Annotated in this window: 22 protein-coding genes; 9 read left to right on the top strand and 13 right to left on the bottom strand. The window is 68.0% G+C overall.

Translation table 11 applies throughout. The features are described from left to right. Positions 1-13 precede the first annotated feature (13 nt). Positions 14-538 (bottom strand): hypothetical protein, encoded by a 525-nt coding sequence (locus G6N57_RS04745; RefSeq protein ID WP_097926531.1) that lies wholly within the window; start codon positions 536-538, stop codon positions 14-16. A gap of 10 nt (positions 539-548) precedes the next feature. Beyond that, the gene (locus G6N57_RS04740) at positions 549-1205 is read right to left on the bottom strand and encodes a DUF6474 family protein (protein ID WP_077739508.1); all 657 of its coding nucleotides are present in this window, start codon (positions 1203-1205) and stop codon (positions 549-551) included. Positions 1206-1417: 212 nt separating this feature from the next. On the opposite strand from G6N57_RS04740, the gene G6N57_RS31940 reads away from it, so the two are divergent. From G6N57_RS31940 to G6N57_RS04725, 3 genes are read left to right on the top strand one after another with little or no spacing between them, the layout of a single operon-like run. Then, positions 1418-2596: a hypothetical protein gene (locus G6N57_RS31940; RefSeq protein ID WP_234815902.1), complete on the top strand. Its 1179-nt coding sequence runs from the start codon at positions 1418-1420 to the stop codon at positions 2594-2596. 36 nt (positions 2597-2632) lie between these two features. Beyond that, a complete protein-coding gene (locus G6N57_RS04730) occupies positions 2633-3124 on the top strand; it encodes an ImmA/IrrE family metallo-endopeptidase (RefSeq protein WP_075924568.1) in 492 nt (163 codons plus the stop codon). Continuing rightward, on the top strand, positions 3121-4257 hold the full coding sequence (locus G6N57_RS04725) for a hypothetical protein (protein ID WP_077739505.1): 1137 nt from the start codon (positions 3121-3123) through the stop codon (positions 4255-4257). The genes G6N57_RS04730 and G6N57_RS04725 overlap by 4 nt, the downstream gene beginning before the upstream one ends. Positions 4258-4340: 83 nt before the next feature. On the opposite strand, the gene G6N57_RS04720 is transcribed toward G6N57_RS04725, so the two are convergent. The 4 genes from G6N57_RS04720 to G6N57_RS31625 form a co-directional block, all read right to left on the bottom strand. Next, entirely contained in the window at positions 4341-4739 is a 399-nt protein-coding gene (locus G6N57_RS04720; RefSeq protein WP_003883957.1) for a secretion protein EspR, read from the bottom strand. 894 nt (positions 4740-5633) lie between these two features. Further along, positions 5634-6170 (bottom strand): peptidase, encoded by a 537-nt coding sequence (locus G6N57_RS04715; protein WP_077739504.1) that lies wholly within the window; start codon positions 6168-6170, stop codon positions 5634-5636. A 243-nt stretch (positions 6171-6413) separates the two neighbouring features. Further along, entirely contained in the window at positions 6414-7037 is a 624-nt protein-coding gene (locus G6N57_RS04710) for a superoxide dismutase (RefSeq protein WP_003883955.1), read from the bottom strand. Positions 7038-7188: 151 nt separating this feature from the next. Then, complete coding sequence (locus G6N57_RS31625; protein WP_165617871.1) at positions 7189-7347, bottom strand: hypothetical protein; 159 nt, start codon at positions 7345-7347, stop codon at positions 7189-7191. Between the two features lie 433 nt (positions 7348-7780). On the opposite strand from G6N57_RS31625, the gene G6N57_RS04705 reads away from it, so the two are divergent. The 3 genes from G6N57_RS04705 to G6N57_RS04695 are packed head-to-tail and all read left to right on the top strand — an operon-like array spanning position 7781 to position 10151. Next, on the top strand, positions 7781-8122 hold the full coding sequence (locus tag G6N57_RS04705; protein ID WP_077739503.1) for a rhodanese-like domain-containing protein: 342 nt from the start codon (positions 7781-7783) through the stop codon (positions 8120-8122). 41 nt (positions 8123-8163) lie between these two features. After that, complete coding sequence (locus G6N57_RS04700) at positions 8164-9276, top strand: DUF4328 domain-containing protein (RefSeq protein ID WP_077739502.1); 1113 nt, start codon at positions 8164-8166, stop codon at positions 9274-9276. Between the two features lie 5 nt (positions 9277-9281). Continuing rightward, the gene (locus G6N57_RS04695; RefSeq protein WP_077739501.1) at positions 9282-10151 is read left to right on the top strand and encodes a glycerophosphodiester phosphodiesterase; all 870 of its coding nucleotides are present in this window, start codon (positions 9282-9284) and stop codon (positions 10149-10151) included. A 7-nt stretch (positions 10152-10158) separates the two neighbouring features. On the opposite strand, the gene G6N57_RS04690 is transcribed toward G6N57_RS04695, so the two are convergent. From G6N57_RS04690 to G6N57_RS04670, 4 genes are all read right to left on the bottom strand, one after another. Next, the gene (locus tag G6N57_RS04690; protein ID WP_077739500.1) at positions 10159-10707 is read right to left on the bottom strand and encodes a ferritin; all 549 of its coding nucleotides are present in this window, start codon (positions 10705-10707) and stop codon (positions 10159-10161) included. Between the two features lie 149 nt (positions 10708-10856). After that, positions 10857-12029 carry an LCP family protein gene (locus G6N57_RS04685; RefSeq protein ID WP_456152680.1) on the bottom strand — a complete coding sequence of 391 codons (1173 nt, stop codon included), beginning with the start codon at positions 12027-12029 and terminating at the stop codon, positions 10857-10859. A gap of 115 nt (positions 12030-12144) precedes the next feature. Continuing rightward, positions 12145-12882 carry a CPBP family intramembrane glutamic endopeptidase gene (locus tag G6N57_RS04675; protein ID WP_235652666.1) on the bottom strand — a complete coding sequence of 246 codons (738 nt, stop codon included), beginning with the start codon at positions 12880-12882 and terminating at the stop codon, positions 12145-12147. Positions 12883-12928: 46 nt separating this feature from the next. Next, positions 12929-13723 (bottom strand): DUF2470 domain-containing protein, encoded by a 795-nt coding sequence (locus tag G6N57_RS04670; RefSeq protein WP_077739498.1) that lies wholly within the window; start codon positions 13721-13723, stop codon positions 12929-12931. 145 nt (positions 13724-13868) lie between these two features. Between G6N57_RS04670 and pheA the strand changes: the two genes are divergently transcribed. Both pheA and G6N57_RS04660 read left to right on the top strand, forming a co-directional pair. Continuing rightward, positions 13869-14813: a prephenate dehydratase gene (gene pheA, locus G6N57_RS04665; RefSeq protein ID WP_097926537.1), complete on the top strand. Its 945-nt coding sequence runs from the start codon at positions 13869-13871 to the stop codon at positions 14811-14813. Beyond that, complete coding sequence (locus tag G6N57_RS04660) at positions 14810-15499, top strand: histidine phosphatase family protein (protein ID WP_077739493.1); 690 nt, start codon at positions 14810-14812, stop codon at positions 15497-15499. Before pheA ends, G6N57_RS04660 begins: the two co-directional genes overlap by 4 nt. Here the strand turns inward: G6N57_RS04660 and G6N57_RS04655 are convergent. The 3 genes from G6N57_RS04655 to G6N57_RS04645 are packed head-to-tail and all read right to left on the bottom strand — an operon-like array spanning position 15496 to position 17552. Further along, positions 15496-15696: a hypothetical protein gene (locus G6N57_RS04655; protein WP_077739492.1), complete on the bottom strand. Its 201-nt coding sequence runs from the start codon at positions 15694-15696 to the stop codon at positions 15496-15498. The two genes, G6N57_RS04660 and G6N57_RS04655, sit on opposite strands and share 4 nt — an antisense overlap. 53 nt (positions 15697-15749) lie before the next feature. Then, positions 15750-16100 carry a metallopeptidase family protein gene (locus G6N57_RS04650; RefSeq protein WP_036443140.1) on the bottom strand — a complete coding sequence of 117 codons (351 nt, stop codon included), beginning with the start codon at positions 16098-16100 and terminating at the stop codon, positions 15750-15752. 3 nt (positions 16101-16103) lie between these two features. Then, positions 16104-17552 (bottom strand): septum formation family protein, encoded by a 1449-nt coding sequence (locus tag G6N57_RS04645; protein ID WP_097926536.1) that lies wholly within the window; start codon positions 17550-17552, stop codon positions 16104-16106. Positions 17553-17719: 167 nt separating this feature from the next. Between G6N57_RS04645 and serS the strand changes: the two genes are divergently transcribed. Next, positions 17720-18979, top strand: a complete 1260-nt coding sequence (serS, locus tag G6N57_RS04640; protein ID WP_077739495.1) for a serine--tRNA ligase — start codon at positions 17720-17722, stop codon at positions 18977-18979. Positions 18980-19005 lie beyond the last annotated feature (26 nt).

Here is a 19005-nt window from a genome sequence, read left to right as displayed (position 1 = left end):
TCGGGTCGGACGGTCAGGCGCTGACGCCGACCGGCGGACCCCGACGAGACACCGAGGCGGCCAGGAAAAGGGCCGACTGCAGCGGCCGGTCCGTGCCGCGTGCGATGACGTGGACCGTCGGCACCGGCAGGGCCCGGCCGCCGGGCACCACGGCGCGCACCACCCGCGAAACCGCGGCCCACAGCCGCGCACCACAGGCGATCAGGCCCGCGCCGAGCGACACCGCGGCCAGGTGCGCGCCGAACATCACCAAACCCGGCCGGGCATCGTGCGAGTGCCCCACCGTCGCGAGGAGCGCATGGGCCAGCAGCTGACCGGCACCGAGTAACCCCCACAACACCACGGTGCGGCTCGCGCAGGCGACGGTCGCGGCCACCGATCCCAGGGTCACCGCGAGGATCGCGAGCTGGGCGGCGACCGCCCCGCCCGGCAGGGCGCCGCCGCCGATGCCGTGGGCCGCGATGGCCAGCGCGGCCGTGAGGGAGCCGACGGCCGTACCGCGCAGCGGGGCTGCGGGGTCGATACGGGCGCCGGTCATGTACGTCGGCTCAGACCAGTCCCAGCCGCGCCATCAGATCGGCATCGATGCCGTCGAGTTGGGCGGCGATGGCCGCGTGGGCCCCACGGCGCCGTGCCGTCGGCATGTTCTCGGCGGCGGTCACCGCGGCCGCCAGGTCGGTGAGCCGCTCGTTGATCGCCGTGACGAACTGCTTGGTCTCGGCGTCCTTGGGCTTCTTCTCCGCGACCTGGCGCAGGGTCTGCTCGGCGCCGGAGATCCGCGCGGACAGCTCGGCGCCGTGTCCGGAGAACTGACCGAGCTGGGCCAGCGGGACGCCGAGCCGATCGGCGCGACGCTCGTCCAGGGCACCCCGGGCGGCCGTGGCGGCGCGATAGATCAACGGCACGAGTACCGGCGCCAGCAAACGTGTGACGGTCAGCAGACGGCGAATCCTGGCGGGGGCGAGCAGACGTCCCTCGCGCGCCGCCTTCAACTCGGCCTCGGCCACCTTGAGGGCATTGCGATCACTGTCCCGCTGCGCCTTGACCTGAGCTTTGAGGGCCTGGTCCGCCGATTTTCGGTCGGACTTGATGCGACGAGCCTCATTCTTTGCGGTGAGCCGGGCTTCCAGCTTGGCCTTGGCCTTGATGGCGCGGGCTTCGGCGCGGCGGGTGGCGCGGCTTTTTCGTCGCGTGAACAGGCCCATTCCGGTTGCCTCCCGGTCAATTCGTCGTGTGTTCATGGTCACCGCAGAACTGCTGCAGACCCACAGTATCGTCCGGTGGATTTGCTCCGCCGCGCGTCCCCGCGATCACGGCGGGCAATCGCCTCAGCTAGCAAATTTGGCCTGCCTGTTTGTGCAAGAATCGAATTCATCAATCGGAGCTTGCGGGCGGTGCGCGAAAGGGTGGTGACAACGTGCGTTCGCGGTTGCGCGTCGCCGCCTCGACCGGTCTGGTGCTTTCGGGCCTGATCATCGCCGGTCTCGGGGGAGCGCTGGCATTTGCCGATCCGGATCGGGGCCGCCCCGACAGCGGCCAAGGTTCGTCGAACAGCGGCGGAAACGGTCACGACGGACACCAGGGTAAGGACCACGGCCAGGGTCACGATCAGGACGGCGATTCCCAGGGCGAAGATGACGGCGGCAGCGGTTCGTCGGGCACGCGAACGACCCACAAGCCCACCAAGACGACGGGCAAGCCGACCAAGACGACCGGCAAACCGACCAAGACCGAAGAACCCGGCGAGTCGTCGCAACCGTCCGGTACGCAGACGCCCCCGCAAACTGGAACCGCGACCGGAACCAAGACCGAGACGCCCCCGAGCACTGAGCCGTCCGAGTCGGAGACCGCCACGACGTCGGCCAGCGAGACCGTGTCGACCACCGCCTCGACGACGGCTGTGACGACGACGGCGGTGACGACGACGGCCACCACCTCACGGACCACAGAGACGACCGAGACGACCGAGACGACCGAGACGACCCAGACGACCGAAACGACCGAGACCACCAAGTCGACCTCGGAGACGACGTCTGAGACGTCGGAGACCACCGAGACCACCACGACCCTCATCGGGGGCGCAGCCGGCGGGGGAGGCGGCGGTGGCGGGGTGCCCGCACCGTTCAACTACCCGCGCCCGCCGGAGATGCAATTGCCGGCGCCGCAGGCACAGGCGCCCGCTGTGGCTGCGCCCCCGCCGGGGCTGGCCGCGGCCGCCGGGGTGGCGCCGATCGCCGTTCCGGTCGTCGTCCTGCCCGTCATCGTGCCGCCGCTCGCGGTGCCGGTGGGTGCTCCGGACTCCGACCGCGGGCCACGGTCCGGCCCTGGATCGGGACCGGACATTCAACCGTCCACCAAGATGCGAACCGAGGCTCGGCCTCCCGCAGCTGTCGGATTGGACAGCGCCATCTCACCGGCTTTCCGAGCCGGCTACACGGATTACCTGCGTACCGCGAACACGATGGAGATCGCGGCGATGGCGCTGCCCGGCGTGACCGGGATGATGGCGCTGACCGGCCTGGGCGGGTTGGTGGGTTATCGGCAGGCGAAAGCCGGCCGAACCGTCCGAATCGACGCCAGTCGATTCATGCGTTAGGAACGACCTGGGAGAATCACGGTGGAAAGGGGGATCATGTCCGCCAGTCGAAGCGTCACGCGCGCTGTGAACGAGGTTCTCGACCTCGCCCCTCGGCAGGGCGAAGTCACGCTGACCCGCCTGGTCGACGCGGTGAGCGCCGACCGCGGTAGGCCGATCGAGCTGACCATGGCCGAACTTCCCCCCGGAGTCTGCGGGCAGTGGCGGCAATACGCCGACCGCGATGTGTTTCTCATCCAGCAGGGCCTCCCGGCCTGGGACCGCACCCTGGCTCACGAACTCGGCCACCTGGTGCTGGGGCATGAGGGCATATCGATCGTCGACGCGGCCGCGGCCTCAGCCGAGGTGGCCACGTCCGATCTGATCAGCTACATGCTCAACCAGCGGACCGGATGCATGGGGCCCAACGGCGAGGACATCGAGCAGGAGGCCGAGGACTTCGCCGCCCTCCTGCTGTACCGGCTGGGTCGACTGCCCTCCGACCGGTCCTCGATCGTGCAGGTTCGCCTCGGAGAGGCATTTGGTTGATCGTCTGGGTGATCGCCGGCCTTCTCGGCCTGGCTACCGGCCTGCGCATCGGTTGGGCACTGGTCAACAAACAGTCCCTGGTGAGCTCCGCGATGATCCTGTCGTTGGGCAGCCTCGGCGTCGTGGCAGCCCTGAACTGGCAGCCGCTCGCCCTGTTGATCGACACAGTGGTGCACTGGCCCAACATCGCGGTCGCGCTGAGCCAGGTCGCCCTGATCGCCTGCGCGGCCGGCAGTTGCGTGATGATCACGACGGCATCGTCGGGTCATTCGGCCGTGCTCACCCGGCGCATCGCCCTGATCCAGTACGGCGTCGCCGGTGTCGTCGCCGTCATCAGCGTGGTGATCTTCTTCCGGGCCGGCCGACTGCCGGAGATGTCGCCCTCTGAGTATCTGAAGCGGGACCTCGGGTCGAACGCCACCTCGTGGCTGCTGCCGCTGCTGTACGTGTTCCTCGCCCTCACCCTGGTGGCGTGGGCGGGCCTGCGCTATTCGAATCGCAGCCGACGCGGGCGGGCGCTGTTCCTGTTCACGGTCGGCATGGTGCTGATCGTCGCGGCCAGTGGCTTCATCCTGCTCCGGGCTGCGGGGCGGACGGAGCCGGTCGGTGTCGGCGCCGCGGCCACCATGCTCGGCTGCGCCATGGTCATCGTCGCCGCCGGATCGCTGTTGCCGAGCGTCGAGGACTGGTTCGGTGCCCGACAGGAATTGCGGACCATCAAACCGCTGCTGAGTGAACTGGCCCGCCGGCAGCCCGACGTGGGTATCGGGGTGCGCCCCCGCGGACCGCTCGTGTTCCGCGTCGCCGAACGGATGTCCCTGATCTCCGACGCGCTGTACCTGGAAGCCACGGCGGCCGACGAGCGTCAGCACGAAACTGCCGCCACGCCCCGTGGATCGGGTGGATCAAGTGACGCAACAGAATTCGGCGATATCGAACGACCTCACGTGCCGCCTGCCGAGCAGGCGCAGGCCGTCGCGCAGTGGATCTACGACACCCGAGAAGGTGCCGAGGATTCGGCCTTCCCGGGGCTGGCCTGGCTCAGCCAGCCGGAATCCTGTTCGGACCGGGAATGGATTCTGGCGATCGCCGAGCAGTACCGCGAATTGGACCGCAGGGCAGCGCGCAGCTGAGACCCGCGCGAGTGGGAACCACCGAGATGGTCCCCACCGACGTGGGTTTCAGCGCGCAGACGCCAGTCGAACGGGACGACGAATCAGTCGTCGAGGTGTTCCCGACGGCGCAGCTCGTCGACCTTTTGGACCAGGTCCTGCTGAGCTTCGTTGGACAGCCCGACGGTGCGGGCGGCGATGCGGCGGATCCCCTCGTCACGCATGCTGGCCAGCCAGGTCAGCTCCTTGTCGAGCTTCTCGTAGTACTCGTCGTCGGTGAAGTAAGCCGGCTTGATCCGGAAGAAGTTGGCAAGTGCGGCCATGGTTGCCGCCGACGGGTTTGTCCGGTTGCCCGAACGAAGCTGCGACAGGTACGGGGCCGACATGGTCACGCCCTCGGACTTGAGTGCGGCGATCACCTCGGCAGACGTGTGGGGTCCGCGCCCAGGCGGATAAACCGTATCGAACAGGCGGTTTAGGCGGGCGGCGAACGTCTTGCTCATCGATTTGACCTCCACATGCTTCACGAGCGGTACGAATAGGCGGCGTATTTGCTGACTATGGTAGCGAGTGTTGTGACGACAACCAAGTGCAAACGCCACAAAAGTTAAACTAGCTTTGTGTTTTGACAGTCTCTGCCACGGAAACCGAGGCCTTCGCCATGGAGGTGGAGCGGGATTGCGCCGTCTGGCAATGCAAAAGGTGACGGTCGCGTTGTATTGGGCGCGATGAGCTGCGCGCACGGGTGCGCTCGATCATGATCAACTTCTGAGCCGGCAACCGCGGCGGGTCCGTGACTAGGGGAAACGGATATTTGCTGTAGCCGGGACCCCGGGTTGCGTCGGATTGCGCGCGACGCCGTTGTCGAACGACGTGGAACACGTTACAGGTTGGACGATGGAATGCGCATCAGCCCCCTTGCGTGGGATAGCCAGACGGTCACGGAAGGATTCCGGAGCCGATTCCAGGCGGGGTTGCGGGACGGAAACCGGCGGTGGTTTGCGTTGTCGAGGGACAATCGCCGGTACAAATCGGGCTGCGGCCACGGTTGCGGCGGGGTGTCACGGCTATCTGATGTCCGAGGCGGGTCGCCGAATGCGGCGCCTCTGCTGCTGGCGCTCACGCAGACGCCTACGGCTGCGGACATGGCGACCTTTCGACACACCGCCGATACGTGCCGCTCGCGCGGCGCACTTACATACGGTCGAAGGTCTCACCCACCGCATCGCGGTTAGTCGGCCGGGCTGATGCCACCGTGTCGACGCGACGATTGCGGGCTGCTGCCCTTCGCTGATCTTGAGGACCTTAGCCGTTGTCTGCCGAGACCGCTACGTTTCTTCCCCATTTTGGGTAGCCAGATTCTCCTCTTTGGAGAGGATGTCCCGGTTCTGGCACCGCTACGCCGCCAGGAGCATTGCCAGGATCGCGGTATCGGGGTGGCTGATCGGATCGACGCCGACCCGGCTGACCACCGAGGTCACCGTGCCATCCGATTCGGCCTCGACCCAGGCTGCCCGATGTTCGAGCCCGAGGTACGGAAGGCCGGGCAGCAGTACGCATCCCGAGGCCGCGCCGGTGCATTCGGGAAGCGACGGAGTCGTCTCCGAAGGCGGGTGCAGCATCAACAGCGCCGGTGGTTGATGGTCGGCGAAATACCCGGGTGGAACCGCGGATTCGCCGACCACCGGGCCCTCCGCGATGACCAGGCCGACTGTGCCGGGATGGGGCTGCTCGGGCAATTCCTCGCGGACGCCGAAAATCGTTGTGGTGGAGAGCAATCCGGGCAGCGAAGCGATACGGACCGTAACCATGAGAAGTTGTGCCCACTCTTTGGTGGAGTCAGGCCACCGACCCGAGACCACGAATCCTTTGAGCGCACCACCGGAGTGGAAGGGGGCGATCTCGATCGCCCTGCCGGACCCCGTCGTATCCATATCGCCTCCGGGACATCGGTGTTGGGCCACCGGCTGACCGGTGCTCCGACACTTCTGTGGGTCGATCAGATCAGAATGCGGCAGTCGTCGCAGCTGTGCAAGACGACACGGGACCCGGCCCGGTAACGAGTCGGCCAAGAATGGGCAGGCCCCAGAAATGAGGGCGGGGCGTCACGCAGTCGCGCGACGCCCCTTGGTGAGAGATCAGAAACTGATCCAGCCCTCGATCGGACCGAACCGGGACTAGCCGAAGATCAGGCCGTTGGTCTTGGAGGTGGCCGCCGCGTAGCGGTTCTGCACGTCCTCCCAGTTCACGACGTTCCAGAACGCCTTGACGTAATCGGCCTTGACGTTCTTGTACTGCAGGTAGAACGCGTGCTCCCACATGTCGACCTGAAGCAGCGGAATGATGCCGAGCGGCACGTTGGCCTGCTGGTCGTAGAGCTGGAAGGTGAGCAGGCGGTCGCCGAGGCTGTCGTAGCCGAGCACGGCCCAGCCCGAGCCCTGCAGCCCGTTGGCGGCGGCGGTGAACTGCGCCTGGAACTTGTCGAACGAACCGAACTGGTCATCGATCGCCGCGGCGAGGTCGCCGGTCGGCTTGTCACCACCGTTGGGGGACAGGTTTTTCCACCAGATCGAGTGGTTCACGTGGCCACCGAGGTGGAAGGCCAGGTTCTTCTCGTTGAGGAAGATCGCGGCGTGGTCGCCGTTGGCCCGTGCCTCGTCGAGCTTGGCGACCGCGTCGTTGACGCCCTTCACGTAGGCCGCGTGGTGCTTGCTGTGGTGGAGCTCGTTGATCTGCCCGGAGATGTGGGGCTCCAGCGCTCCGTAGTCGTAATCCAGGTCCGGCAAGGTGTATTCAGCCACGAGATTCCTTCCTCATTATCGATCGATGGAGCGAGGCGTCGTCATCGATCCTGAAGTTTCGACACTCAAGATCGCTGCCAACATTGCTCCATCGCAGGGCGCACCGCAAGGACGCGCGTGCCGCCCCCACGTATACCCGATGGGGCAACGGTCAGAACAAGACGATCACGGCGAGCACGCCGAGCAACAGCAGCGCGATCACGCTGGCCCGGAGGAAGGCCATCAGCTGGTTACGGGTGTGCAGATGCCCGGACGAATGCCATTCGGGCTGCGGAAAGGCTGATCCCGATCCGATCGGATGTGACGCCATCAAACACTCCTGACCTGCACGATCAATGCTTGCCCCCCAGTGAGTTCTGTCACAACAGCTGGTGTGACGCCGATCATAGACCCTGTAATGGTCAGGGGAAAATCGGCCTCCGCGTAAGTGGATGCGCCGCACCGTCCCACTGGAATCAGGCTGATCTCAACTGAGCCGGGTCCATGTTCGTGGCCGCGTTTAGCCGAATGCTTAATTTCGCTCCGCACCGGTGACGGTTGTTGATCGTCGCGGCGGATGGCCCAGGTTTATCCACAGTCTTGGACAGCTACCGCACAGTAACTCCCACCTCGGAGCCTTCCGCGCTGGTGCCGGGCTGTGGATGAACCTGTGGAAACTGTGGATAGCTTCCCGTTGCTAAACGGCGCGGGGAGCCGTCCGGGTCGGGTGCGTCCGGCACCGTGGGCATGCGAGCATTGGAGGCATGGACGATGTGGAAGTCGGGCAGGTAGATATCGCTGCGGTACCCACCACGTTCGAAGGGGCCGTCGTGCTGCTCGACGTCCGTGAGGACGACGAGTGGCAGCGCGGCCACGCCGCGGGCGCACAGCACATCCCGATGGGCGACGTTCCGGCGCGGATCGCCGAGATCGACCCTGACGCCGAGCTCTACGTGATCTGCCATGCCGGCGGACGCTCCCTGCGGGTGGCGAACTACCTGGCCCGTAACGGCTACACCCCGATCAACGTCGAGGGCGGAATGCTGGCCTGGGCCGGGGCCGGACGCCCGGTCATCACCGACGCCGGCGGCGCGGGCAGCGTCTGACCGCTCCGAACCTCTCGGAAGATCGTGGCTAGGCTGGTCGGATGATCCAGGTGTGTTCGCAGTGCGGGACGCGCTGGAACGTGCGTGACCGGCAGCGGTCGTGGTGTCCCCGGTGCGGAGGCTCGTTGTTGGCGCCTTCTGCGCCGGCGTCGCCCCAGGCCCAGTGGGGACCTCCTCCCGCGCAGCCGCCCACGTCTTCCGCGCAGGCACCGGGACAGCGCCCGCCGCGACTCGCGCAGGGCTATCGCTGGGTCGCGCTGCGTCCTGGCGCCCCGCCGTACCAGCGGCGCCAGCGGCGCTCGCTCGGGCCGACCCCGCACTACCGCACGATCCCGAGCTGGGGGTTGCACCAGCACTTCGATCTCGACGAGCAACCCGAGAAAACCGCCGACGAGTCCAACGTGGGCGCGGTACGTCTCATGCTCGTCGCCGCCATGGTGGTGTTGGGCATCGCGGCCTTCGCCCATGTGATCCGGTACGCACTGCTACTGATCAACCGCAGTGTGCTGCTGCACCCGCTGATCGCCATCGGCGGCGTGGTGATCGGCCTGCTGGCCAGCGTCGTGGCGATCGTCGGCGTGGTCTTGACGGTGGTGGCACTCGTGCGCTGGCTGATCGCACGCCGGGCGGCCGGCTACGCCGCGCACGGCGAGGCGGATCCCCGCAGCGCCAGGACGTTGTGGCTCGGCTGCCTGGTGCCCGGCGTGAACCTGGTGATGGCACCGGTGTTCGTGTGGGAACTGGCCGCACTCGAAGGCCGTCTCTCACACCTGCGGCGACTGATCGTGATGTGGTGGATCGCGTTGGTGCTCAGCGCAGTGGTGGCGACGTGGTCGATGGCGAGCACCGTGTACGTGACCTTCTTCAACAACACCTCGCAGAACATCGCCGACAACACTGTGATGACGATCGTCGGCTATCTGCTGGCGCTGGTGGCCTTCCTGCTGACCGCCAAGGTGTTCTCCGGCTTCGAGGGCAGCGGTACGACGGCTCAGCGCAGCATCCCGCACTGGGTGGTGGTGGAGCCCGACGCTCCCGAGACCGGGGCCGAGACCGAGGAGCCTTCGCGGGAGCCCGAGCCTTCGCAGAATCGTGAGGATTCGGCTGAATCCGCCGTTCCGGTTGAGACCCAAGGGCAGAACCCGGCAGCATAGGCCGTATGGAAACGGGCGACGACGGAGCCGCTGCGCAGGCGACACCGGGGCCTGGGCATCCGTTCGTGGTGGCCCACCGCGGAGCTTCCGCCGACAAGCCCGAACACACGCTCGCCGCGTACGATCTCGCGTTGCGCGAGGGTGCCGACGGCGTGGAATGCGATGTGCGTCTGACCCGCGACGGGCACCTGGTGTGTGTGCATGACCGCCGGATCGACCGCACCTCGACCGGCACCGGTCTGGTCAGCGAGATGACCTTGGCCGAACTGCGCCGGCTGGACTACGGGTCCTGGCATGCCGGCGGGCGGGGCGGTGGCGATGAGAGCGCCGTGCCTGAAGGCCCGATCGGGGACACCGGGCTGCTGACCCTCGACGACCTCGTCTCGCTGGTGCTGGACTGGAACCGGCCGGTCAAGCTGTTCATCGAGACCAAACACCCCGTGCGCTACGGCGCTCTGGTGGAGAACAAGGTGCTGGCCCTGCTGCACCGGTACGGCATCGCCGCGCCGGCCTCGGCCGATCTGTCCCGTGCGGTGGTGATGTCCTTCTCGGCGGCCGCGGTGTGGCGGATCCGCCGGGCTGCCCCGATGCTGCCGACCGTGCTACTCGGCGAGACGTCGCGATACCTCGGCGGCAGTGCCGCCACCACGGTCGGGGCCACAGCCGTCGGACCGTCCATCGCGACGCTGCGCGAGCATCCGGAACTGGTCGACCGCGCTGCCGCCCAGGGACGTGCCCTGTACTGCTGGACCGTCGACCACTACGAGGACGTCCAGTTCTGCCGCGACATCGGGGTGGGTTGGGTCGCCACCAACCATCCCGGCCGCACCAAGAGTTGGCTGCAGAACGGCCTGACGGGTGCGGGCCGGGATTGAGGGCCGCCTAGAGGTTGCCGCCTGCGGCCTTCGGGGCGCTCGTGTCCGCCCCGGCGCCACCGGCGAGTTCGCGGGCGACGAAATCCTCGATGTGGAACAGGTTTGAGCCGGCGCGGTCGGCGATGCGCACCAGCGTCGCCATCGACGAGACCTCTTCGATCTGCTCCTTGAGGAACCACTGCATGAACTGCTCGCCGAGGTAGTCGCCCTCCTCGCGGGCGACACTGGCGAGCCGGCTGATCTGCTCGGTGACGGTGCGCTCCTGGCTGAGTGCCAGGGCGAGGGCGTCACGGGGAGCATCGAACCGGTTGCACACCGCATCGACCCCGGGGATCTCGACGTCGACATCCCGATCGAGCAGGTACTGGACCAGCATCATGGCGTGGTTGCGCTCTTCGACCGCCTGCGCATAGAAGTGCTTGGCGAGCTGCGGGAGGTCGGCGCCGTCGAAATAAACCGCAATTGCGATGTATTGCTGTGCCGCGGTGAACTCGCTGCGGATCTGGTCGGAGATAAGTGCGTGGAATTTCGTGTCGAGTTCACCGGTCGTCGTCATGATCGCGAGGATATCGCAGGTCAGGGCGCATTGTCATCGAAGGTTGACCTCATTGAGGTCAGCTTTACCTTAGTCGGCCCGGTACAGTGTGGCGCGCATTACATTTGCTGAACAGAATTTGCTATTACCTAATTTAGCTTTGCCTAAGCTCAAGGTTGGGGCTTTTCGATGACGTCCTCGGGGACGGTTGCGTCGTTGGCCAGCGCGGTGAACAGGCGGCCGGCGGCGTCGCTGTCCCACACCACGACCGCACCCGAATCGCTGCCGGTGAATTCGCCGATCGGCACCGTCGTGGTGACCATGTCATCACCGTGCATCGCCCAGGCGAGCCGGCCCAGATCCCACACGTGCGCGTCCTCGTCGACCGCCACCGAGTTGGTGGCGGCCTTGGCCATGGGCTGCCACCGCAACGGGTTGAGCAGGACCTCCGGGCTGGTGGCCCGGTGCAGCAGGGCGGACATGAACGCCCGCTGGTTGTTCATGCGATCCAGGTCGGCGCGCGGCGTGGCGCGGGTGCGGACGTAGCCGAGCGCGCTGCGACCGTCGAGTTCCTGGCAGCCCGCCGGCAGGTCGATCCCGGCCAGCGGGTCGCTGATCGGTTCGGCCGGGCACATCGTCACCCCACCCACGGCGTCGACCATCGCGGCGAAACCGTCGAACCCGATCTCGGCGTAGTGGTCGAGGTGCAGGCCGGTCGCCTGCTCGACGGTCTGAGCCAGCAGCTGCGCCCCGCCCAGGGAGAACGCCGCGTTGACCTTGTCCTCGCCGTAGCCGGGAATCGGCAGGTAGGAGTCCCGGGGGATCGAGACCATGGTGGCCGGGGTGCCCGAGCCGAGGCCGGGGATGTGCACCAACAGGATGGTGTCGGTCCGGCCGTTGCCGATGTCACCCCCGGTGGCCAGGTCGGCCTGCTGCTCGGGGCTCAGGTTCTGGCGACTGTCGGATCCGACCAGCAGCCAGGTGGTGCCGTGCGCCGCACCGGGGCGCTCGGGGTAATCGGCGAGCGCGGGGATGCGGTGCAGCGACGAGTCGACCCAGAAGGCGCCGCCGATCAGTGCCACCACGGCGACCAGCAGCACCGCCAGCACCAGCCGGCCCCAATGCCGTCGTTTCCGGGGTTTGCGCACCGGTGCCGGCGCGGGAGGGCGCGCAGCCGCGGGTCCGGGCGCGGGCGGACGCGGTGGGCGTCTCGGGGGTTGCCGGGGCGGCGGGGGCTGCTGCGGCGGCGTGGCCCGGCGCCGGGGAGGTGGTGGTGGCGTGCGTGGCGGCGGCGTGGGCGGATTCGGTGGCCACGCCGGGCGGTAGTTCGGATCCCGGCGGATCACCTGTGGCGGCTCGGCGGCAGGACGGCGCGGTCCCGGACGCCGCGAGCGCGGGTCGGGATGTCCGCGCGATGCGCTGAAGTCGTCCACAGCAGAAATGTACGTGCCGGATGCGTTATCGCAGCCAGCTCAGGTGATCCGCCACGAGCGCGTATCCGACGAACGCCACCGCGTCGATCAGGGTGTGGGCGATGATCAGCGGCCACAGCCGCCCCGTGCGCTGCCAGGCGTAGCCGAACACCAGCCCCATCACCACATTCCCCAGGCCGGCACTGTAGCCCTGGTACAGGTGATATGCGCCGCGCAACAGGCTGGAGATCACCAGCGCCCGCCCGGGACTCACATCGAGCTGGCGCAGCCGGGTCAGCAGGAACCCCACCACGATGATCTCCTCGGCCCAGCCGTTGGCGAACGCCACACCGAGCAGCATCGGGATGCGCCACCACGTGTCGTACAGCTCGGCCGGCTCGACGTCGGCGCTCAGGCCCAGGACGCGGGCAAGCACGTAGAAGCCCAGCCCTGGTAGCCCGATGAGCAGTGCCAGACCCAGACCGCCCAGCCCGTCGGTACGCCATCGCGGGCGCGACAACCCGATTGCCGACGGTCCGAAACCGCTGCGCCACAACAGGTAAAGGGCCAGTGCGCCCCAGGCCAACAGCTGCAGCACCACGGCCAGGTGCAGGCCGAGGTCGATCAGGTCGAACGGGGAGCGCTTCGGGTTGAGGGCGACGGTCTGCCCGGACAGGCCGAGCAGCACCGCTTCGACGAGCCGCAGCCCCGCGGTGTAGGCGCTGAGCCCGAAGGTCACCGCCAGCACGACGGCTATCTCGATCTTGATCGTGCGACGCGTCACCGAAGCTACGGTAATGGCGCGTCGGGGGCGGGGCGGAGCCCGCGGGTCAGATCCGGCGGGCGCGCAGACCGTTGAGGAATGGGCAGCCCATCAGTACGCGGATGGCCTGGCTCAGTCCGGTGACGTCGTCGACCGGCTTCGGGAACGGCAACCGCACGTCGTGGTCGCCGTGCTCGTTCTCCACCCGAAGTTGCACGCCGTAGCGGTCCAGGCCCAGCGGGCGGACCCGGCCCTGGCGCAGGGTCATCGGCAGGCGGGTGGCCAGACGCTCCACCACGTCGCGGTGAGAGGATTCCAAGTGCTGGAGCCAGCCGGATTCCATCGCGCAAAAGGGATCGGGGCGGGCCTGCAACAGCGCACCGAGGCCGACCGCCTCGGCGCCGGTGGAATCGGCCACCACCACCGATTCGATCTCCAGGCGCATCAGCGTGTAGTTGTCGTCATCAGGCTCGGCGTCCGACCGGGCCTTGGAATTCACCTGCAGCAGAGCCGGATTCGGATTCTCGGCGGCAACCAGATCGAGCAGGGCGGCGACCTCTGCCGACGGCACGTGCTGAAGGCGGCCGCGGATCCACACCAGGGAGCGGACCGGTTCGCGCAGCGGCAGCGGGGCGTAGTCGGTCATCTCCAACACGGCCTGGACCCCTGCCGAACCGGCCGACATCGCCATGGCCGACAGCGGGCTGGTCTCGGGGACGGTGATCGCGAACGACCCGTCGTCGAGCAGGTGGTGGACGGGTGAGGCGACCGGTTCGATGCCCTCGACCGCGAGCATGGCACCGCCGCCTCGTGCGCACGCGCTGCGGATCCGCTCGGCTGTCGTCGGTGTCGTCATGGCCATCTCGCCGCCTTCGAAACTAGGTGAGCTGATTAGGTGAGGTAAGCCTAACTTAACTGGGGTCTGGGTGGTGGGCAAGGGCTCCGGTGAAACACCGCCGGGCCGTCATCAACCGATCGCACCGACGTTGACCCGATAGGGTTGGGATGTGCCGCGCATCGCCTACCTCGGTCCGGAGGGAACCTTTACCGAAGTGGCGTTATTGCAGATGGTGGCCCACGAGATGGTGCCCGGCCTGCAGGCGGCAGCCGATGACGCGAAGGCCGGCTTCACCGCGGTGCTGACCGACAGCACCCCAGATGCCCTGGCAGCCGTCCGGGACGGGCGGGCCGATTACGCGTGCGTGCCGATCGAGAATTCGATCGAGGGATCGGTGCTGCCGACGCTGGACAGCCTGGCGGTCGGCAAACCCCTGCAGATCTACGCCGAGCTGACCCTCGACGTGGCATTCGCCATCGTCACCCGGCCCGGGCACAGCGGGCCGGTGCAGACCGTGGCCGCCTTCCCGGTGGCGCTCGCACAGGTGCGCCAGTGGCTGGCCGCCAATCTGCCCGGCGCCTCGATCGTGCCGGCCACCTCGAACGCCGCCGCAGCCCAGGAGGTCGCCGAGGGCAACGCCGACGCAGGCGTGAGCACGCGGCTGGCCGCCGAGCGGTACGGGCTGGAGATCCTGGCGGCCGACGTCGTCGACGAGGCCAACGCCCGCACCCGCTTCGTCCTGGCCGGCCCGCCCGGCGCACCGCCGCAGGCCACCGGCGCCGATCGCACTTCGGTGGTGCTGCGCCTCGACAACACCCCGGGTGCCCTCGTCACGGCGATGACCGAATTCTCGATCCGCGACATCGACCTCACCCGGATCGAAAGCCGGCCCACCAGAACCGAGCTGGGCACGTACATGTTCTTCCTCGACTGCGTCGGGCACATCGACGACGATTCGGTGGCCGAGGCACTCAAAGCGCTACACAGACGTTGTACCGATGTGCGATATCTGGGTTCTTGGCCGACCGGAGCGAGCGCGGGTGCGCCCCCGCCGCGTCTGGACGAGGCCACACGGTGGTTGACGGGTTTGCGTGACGGGACGGCAGGCTCATGAGCGGACGGCTGATACTCGTCCGGCACGGGCAGTCTCACGGCAACGTCGCACGGCGGCTGGACACCCGGCCGCCGGGTGCCGAGCTGACCGACCTGGGTCACGACCAGGCCCGGCGGTTCGCCGGGACGCTCGGACAACGCCCGTCGATCCTGGCCCACTCCGTGGCCCGGCGCGCAGCGCAGACGGCTGCCGGCATCGGCTCCGAAACCGGGCTCGTGCCATTCGAATTCGAAGGGGTCCACGAAGTTCAGGTCGGTGAACTGGAGGACCGCAGCGATGACGACGCCGTCGCCGAGTTCAACCGGATCTACGAGCGCTGGCATCGGGGCGAACTGGACGTGCCGATGCCGGGCGGCGAGAACGCCGAGGCGGTCCTGGCCCGGTACGTGCCGGTGCTCACCGAACTGCGCCTGCGCTACCTCGACGACCACGACTTCAACAGCGACATCGTGTTGGTGAGCCACGGCGCGGCGATCCGGTTGGTGGCGGCCGTACTGGCCGGCGTCGACGGCAGCTTCGCCCTCGACCATCACCTGGCCAACACGGAATCGATTGTGCTGGCGCCGATCACCGACGGCCGCTGGAGCTGCGTGCAATGGGCGGCGGCGACACCGCCCTTCTACCCGGAACCGGCGGCGACACCGGTCACGGACGCCGTGACGTCCGAGACCGACCCGATGGGCTAGCCGGTCCGCCGGATCGAAGGTGCGCTCTCATCGGCGCAAGGGCAGCCCACCGCCTCGCAGTCGAGGCTGAAGGTGTGCGCTGCTTCCGGGGTGGTGCAGCCGGCGTCGGTGCACTCCGCGCGGTACCGGACATGATGGATCACGGTGCCGTGGCAATGCTCCAGACCGGCGGCGCACTCCCGGCACTGGATGGTCATAGCCCGTTGATAGCACCGCGGGCCGACAATTCGCGGTTGCCGCGCCTAGCGGATCAGCCCCAACCCAACTCGTGGAGCCGCTCGTCGTCGATCCCGAAATGGTGCGCGATCTCGTGGATCACGGTGATCGCCACCTCATCGACCACGTCGGCCTCGCTGTCACAGAAATCCAGCAGTGCCTCGCGGTAGATCGTGATGGTGTCCGGCAAGGACCCGGCATACCAGGAATCCCGCTCCGTCAGCGCGACGCCCCGATACAGGCCGAGGATCTCGGGCTCGTCGGGATCGCGATCCTCGACCAGGATCACGACGTTGTCGATCGCGGCGGCCAGTTGCGGCGGGATCAGGTCGAGGGCGTCGGATACCAATTCGTCGAACCGCTGCGAGCTCATCCGCACCGGCACGGGCTACGGCCCCGGCGGTACGGGGAGCGGCTCACCCGGCGGTGGCCCGGCGGGCGGCGCCCCGCCGTCGGGAGCCGGTGCCGGAGCCTGCTCGGGCGCGGGGGCCGGGGCCTGCTCGGGTGCCGGCGGGTTGAAGGTGTTGGACTGCGCGGGAGCCGGCGCGGCGGTGGTCGCCGACTGCGGCATGTGCTGGCCGCTCGACGACGACGAACCCGAGCCCGAGGAGCCCGACGAACCCGACGACGAACTCGACCCGGACGACCCCGATGAGCTCGATCCCGAGGAGCCCGACGACGATCCGGACGACGACGACCCAGACGACGATCCGGACGAACCCGAGCTCGAAGACGACGACGGCTCGTCGCCATCCGGCATCGGGATGGGCTCCATGTTGAGCCGCTCCTCCGGGATGTCGGGCGGTGCGACCGGGGGCTGCCCGTTGATCATCAACGGCCCCTTGGCGCTGTTGACCAGGGTCGACCAGCCGCCGTTGCCCAGCGTGGCGCCGATGCTGCACGACACCTGCTGGCTGCCTGCCGACCAGCTGGGCAGCGAGATCGTGCTGTAGCTCAGGGCCAGCGTGGTGGTGCGCAACTGGACCGGGGCCAGGTAGGCATCGGTCTGCGCGGTGCAGGCGTCCTTGATGAAGTTGTCCTGATCGCCCTCTGAGGGCAGTGCGCCCGGGAACTTCTCGCCGAGGTTGACCGCGCCGGTGACCTCCATGGCGTGCGGCGCCGCGCAATCGACCGGGACGTCGGTGGGCTGATTGGTGGCGGCGTCGATGCCGAGGCAGGTGCCCGCGGCCCACACCTTCGATTGATCGACGTCGGACACTTTGCCCGCGGACTCCAACTGGCTGTCGCCGGGGCCGAGCAGCTGCAGGCCGCACAGCATGCGCCGCTCACCGGACTGCTTCCAGGCCTTCTCACCCGACCACAGCAGGCCGATCGTGTACTTGCCGTTGGGGTCGTACTTCGGGCCCAGGTAGCCGCGCACCGACGGGGTGCACTGCTCCTGGCTGATCTGCTTGATCCGCTCCACGGTCGGGGGCGGGGCGCCCGGCCCGTACTCGCTGCCGGGGAAGGTCCGCATGTCGACCGACTGGGCGACCTCGAAGCGGTGGTTGTCCTTGCAGTCGACGATGTGGGCGGCGTCGGGGTTGCGGCCGGGCCAGTTCAGGCAGTCGCCACGCTTGACGTGATTGAAGGTGTCGTTGCCGCGCGGGCCCAGGGCGATCGTGCCTCCGGAGTTGGATCCCTCGCTCCGGGGCAGCGCGGTGATCAGGCCGGCGATGAGGAGTGCGCCGAGCGCGGTCAGCAGCAGCGCGCGTCGCGTCGACGCGGCGGCCAGACTCTGCCACCACCGTTCCCGCGCGGGTTGTGCGTCCGGCTGGGGTTCGGCGAGCAGGTCCCCGCTCTCGGGGTGTTCGGGGTGCTCGGGTGCTTCCAACATTGCTCTCCATTGTGACAGGCGTGTCAGCCCCTGTGACAACTGATGCGGTTGTAATGTTGCGAGGTTGTGCCCGGCGCCTGCGGACAACCGGGCGGCGGCGCTCGGGTTCATCTCGATCGACCACCTCAGATGTACGTCGCCGCACTTCAAAAAGTAGGGTTGCGCCCGTGATCGACCTCAAGGTGCTGCGCGACAATCCCGACATCGTCCGTGCGTCGCAACGGGCTCGCGGAGAAGACCCGGCGCGCGTCGACGCGCTGCTGCAGGCCGATACGGCGCGGCGGGCCGCGATCTCCACGGCCGACAACCTGCGCGCCGAACAGAAGGCCGCCAGCAAGCTGGTGGGCAAGGCGACCCCGGAGGAGCGTCCGGCGCTGCTCCAGCAGGCCAAGGATCTGGCCGAGCAGGTCAAGGCGGCCGAGGCCGCGCAGGTCGAGGCCGAGAATGCCTTCACCGCCGCCCACATGGCGATCGGCAACGTGATCATCGACGGGGTGCCGGCCGGCGGCGAGGACGACTTCGTGGTGCTCGACACGGTCGGCGAGCCGCGGGCGATCGAGAACCCGAAGGACCACCTCGAGCTGGGTGAGGCGCTCGGGCTGATCGATATGGAACGCGGCGCGAAGGTGTCGGGTTCGCGGTTCTACTTCCTCACCGGCAACGGCGCGCTGCTGCAACTGGGCCTGCTGCAGCTGGCCACCCAGGTGGCCGTGCAGAACGGGTTCACGCTGATGATCCCGCCGGTGCTGGTACGCCCAGAAGTCATGGCGGGCACCGGGTTCCTCGGCGCCCACGCAGATGAGATCTACCGGCTGGAGGCCGACGACCTGTACCTGGTCGGCACCTCGGAGGTGCCGCTGGCGGGTTACCACTCGAACGAGATCCTGGACCTGTCCGCGGGCCCCAAGCGCTACGCGGGCTGGTCGTCGTGCTTCCGGCGCGAGGCGGGCAGCTACGGCAAGGACACCCGCGGCATCATCCGGGTGCATCAGTTCGACAAGGTCGAGGGCTTCATCTATTGCAAGCCCGAAGACGCCGAGGCCGAACACCAGAAGCTGCTCGGCTGGCAGCGCCAGATGCTGGCCGCCATCGAGGTGCCCTACCGGGTGATCGACGTCGCCGCAGGCGATCTGGGCTCGTCGGCGGCGCGCAAGTACGACTGCGAGGCGTGGGTGCCCACCCAGCAGACCTACCGTGAGCTCACCTCCACCTCGAACTGCACGACGTTCCAGGCCAGGCGGTTGGCCACGCGCTACCGCGACGAGAACGGCAAGCCGCAGATCGCCGCCACCCTCAACGGCACGCTCGGTACCACCCGCTGGCTGGTGGCCATCCTGGAAAACCACCAGCAACCCGACGGCAGCGTGCGCGTCCCCGACGCGCTGGTGCCGTTCGTCGGCACCGCGGTGCTGGAGCCCGGTAAGTAACCACCCCGTGGCCCAGTAAAGCTGCG

Origin of the sequence: Mycolicibacterium boenickei, assembly GCF_010731295.1 — a bacterium.
Taxonomy (GTDB): domain Bacteria; phylum Actinomycetota; class Actinomycetes; order Mycobacteriales; family Mycobacteriaceae; genus Mycobacterium; species Mycobacterium boenickei.
The sequence above is the reverse complement of the archived record's forward strand: the minus strand, read 5'-3'. Positions and strand labels throughout refer to the sequence as shown.

Excerpts from the sequence above, each read along its gene's own strand:
- G6N57_RS31625 (WP_165617871.1), bottom strand. The coding sequence starts at position 7,347 with ATGGCGTCACATCCGATCGGATCGGGATCAGCCTTTCCGCAGCCCGAA.
- G6N57_RS04730 (WP_075924568.1), top strand. The coding sequence starts at position 2,633 with ATGTCCGCCAGTCGAAGCGTCACGCGCGCTGTGAACGAGGTTCTCGAC.
- G6N57_RS04705 (WP_077739503.1), top strand. The coding sequence starts at position 7,781 with ATGGACGATGTGGAAGTCGGGCAGGTAGATATCGCTGCGGTACCCACC.
- G6N57_RS04645 (WP_097926536.1), bottom strand. The coding sequence starts at position 17,552 with ATGTTGGAAGCACCCGAGCACCCCGAACACCCCGAGAGCGGGGACCTG.
- G6N57_RS04655 (WP_077739492.1), bottom strand. The coding sequence starts at position 15,696 with ATGACCATCCAGTGCCGGGAGTGCGCCGCCGGTCTGGAGCATTGCCAC.
- G6N57_RS04660 (WP_077739493.1), top strand. The coding sequence starts at position 14,810 with ATGAGCGGACGGCTGATACTCGTCCGGCACGGGCAGTCTCACGGCAAC.
- G6N57_RS04720 (WP_003883957.1), bottom strand. The coding sequence starts at position 4,739 with ATGAGCAAGACGTTCGCCGCCCGCCTAAACCGCCTGTTCGATACGGTT.
- G6N57_RS04715 (WP_077739504.1), bottom strand. The coding sequence starts at position 6,170 with ATGGATACGACGGGGTCCGGCAGGGCGATCGAGATCGCCCCCTTCCAC.
- G6N57_RS04745 (WP_097926531.1), bottom strand. The coding sequence starts at position 538 with ATGACCGGCGCCCGTATCGACCCCGCAGCCCCGCTGCGCGGTACGGCC.
- G6N57_RS04690 (WP_077739500.1), bottom strand. The coding sequence starts at position 10,707 with ATGACGACGACCGGTGAACTCGACACGAAATTCCACGCACTTATCTCC.
- G6N57_RS04670 (WP_077739498.1), bottom strand. The coding sequence starts at position 13,723 with ATGGCCATGACGACACCGACGACAGCCGAGCGGATCCGCAGCGCGTGC.
- G6N57_RS04740 (WP_077739508.1), bottom strand. The coding sequence starts at position 1,205 with ATGGGCCTGTTCACGCGACGAAAAAGCCGCGCCACCCGCCGCGCCGAA.
- G6N57_RS04695 (WP_077739501.1), top strand. The coding sequence starts at position 9,282 with ATGGAAACGGGCGACGACGGAGCCGCTGCGCAGGCGACACCGGGGCCT.
- G6N57_RS04700 (WP_077739502.1), top strand. The coding sequence starts at position 8,164 with ATGATCCAGGTGTGTTCGCAGTGCGGGACGCGCTGGAACGTGCGTGAC.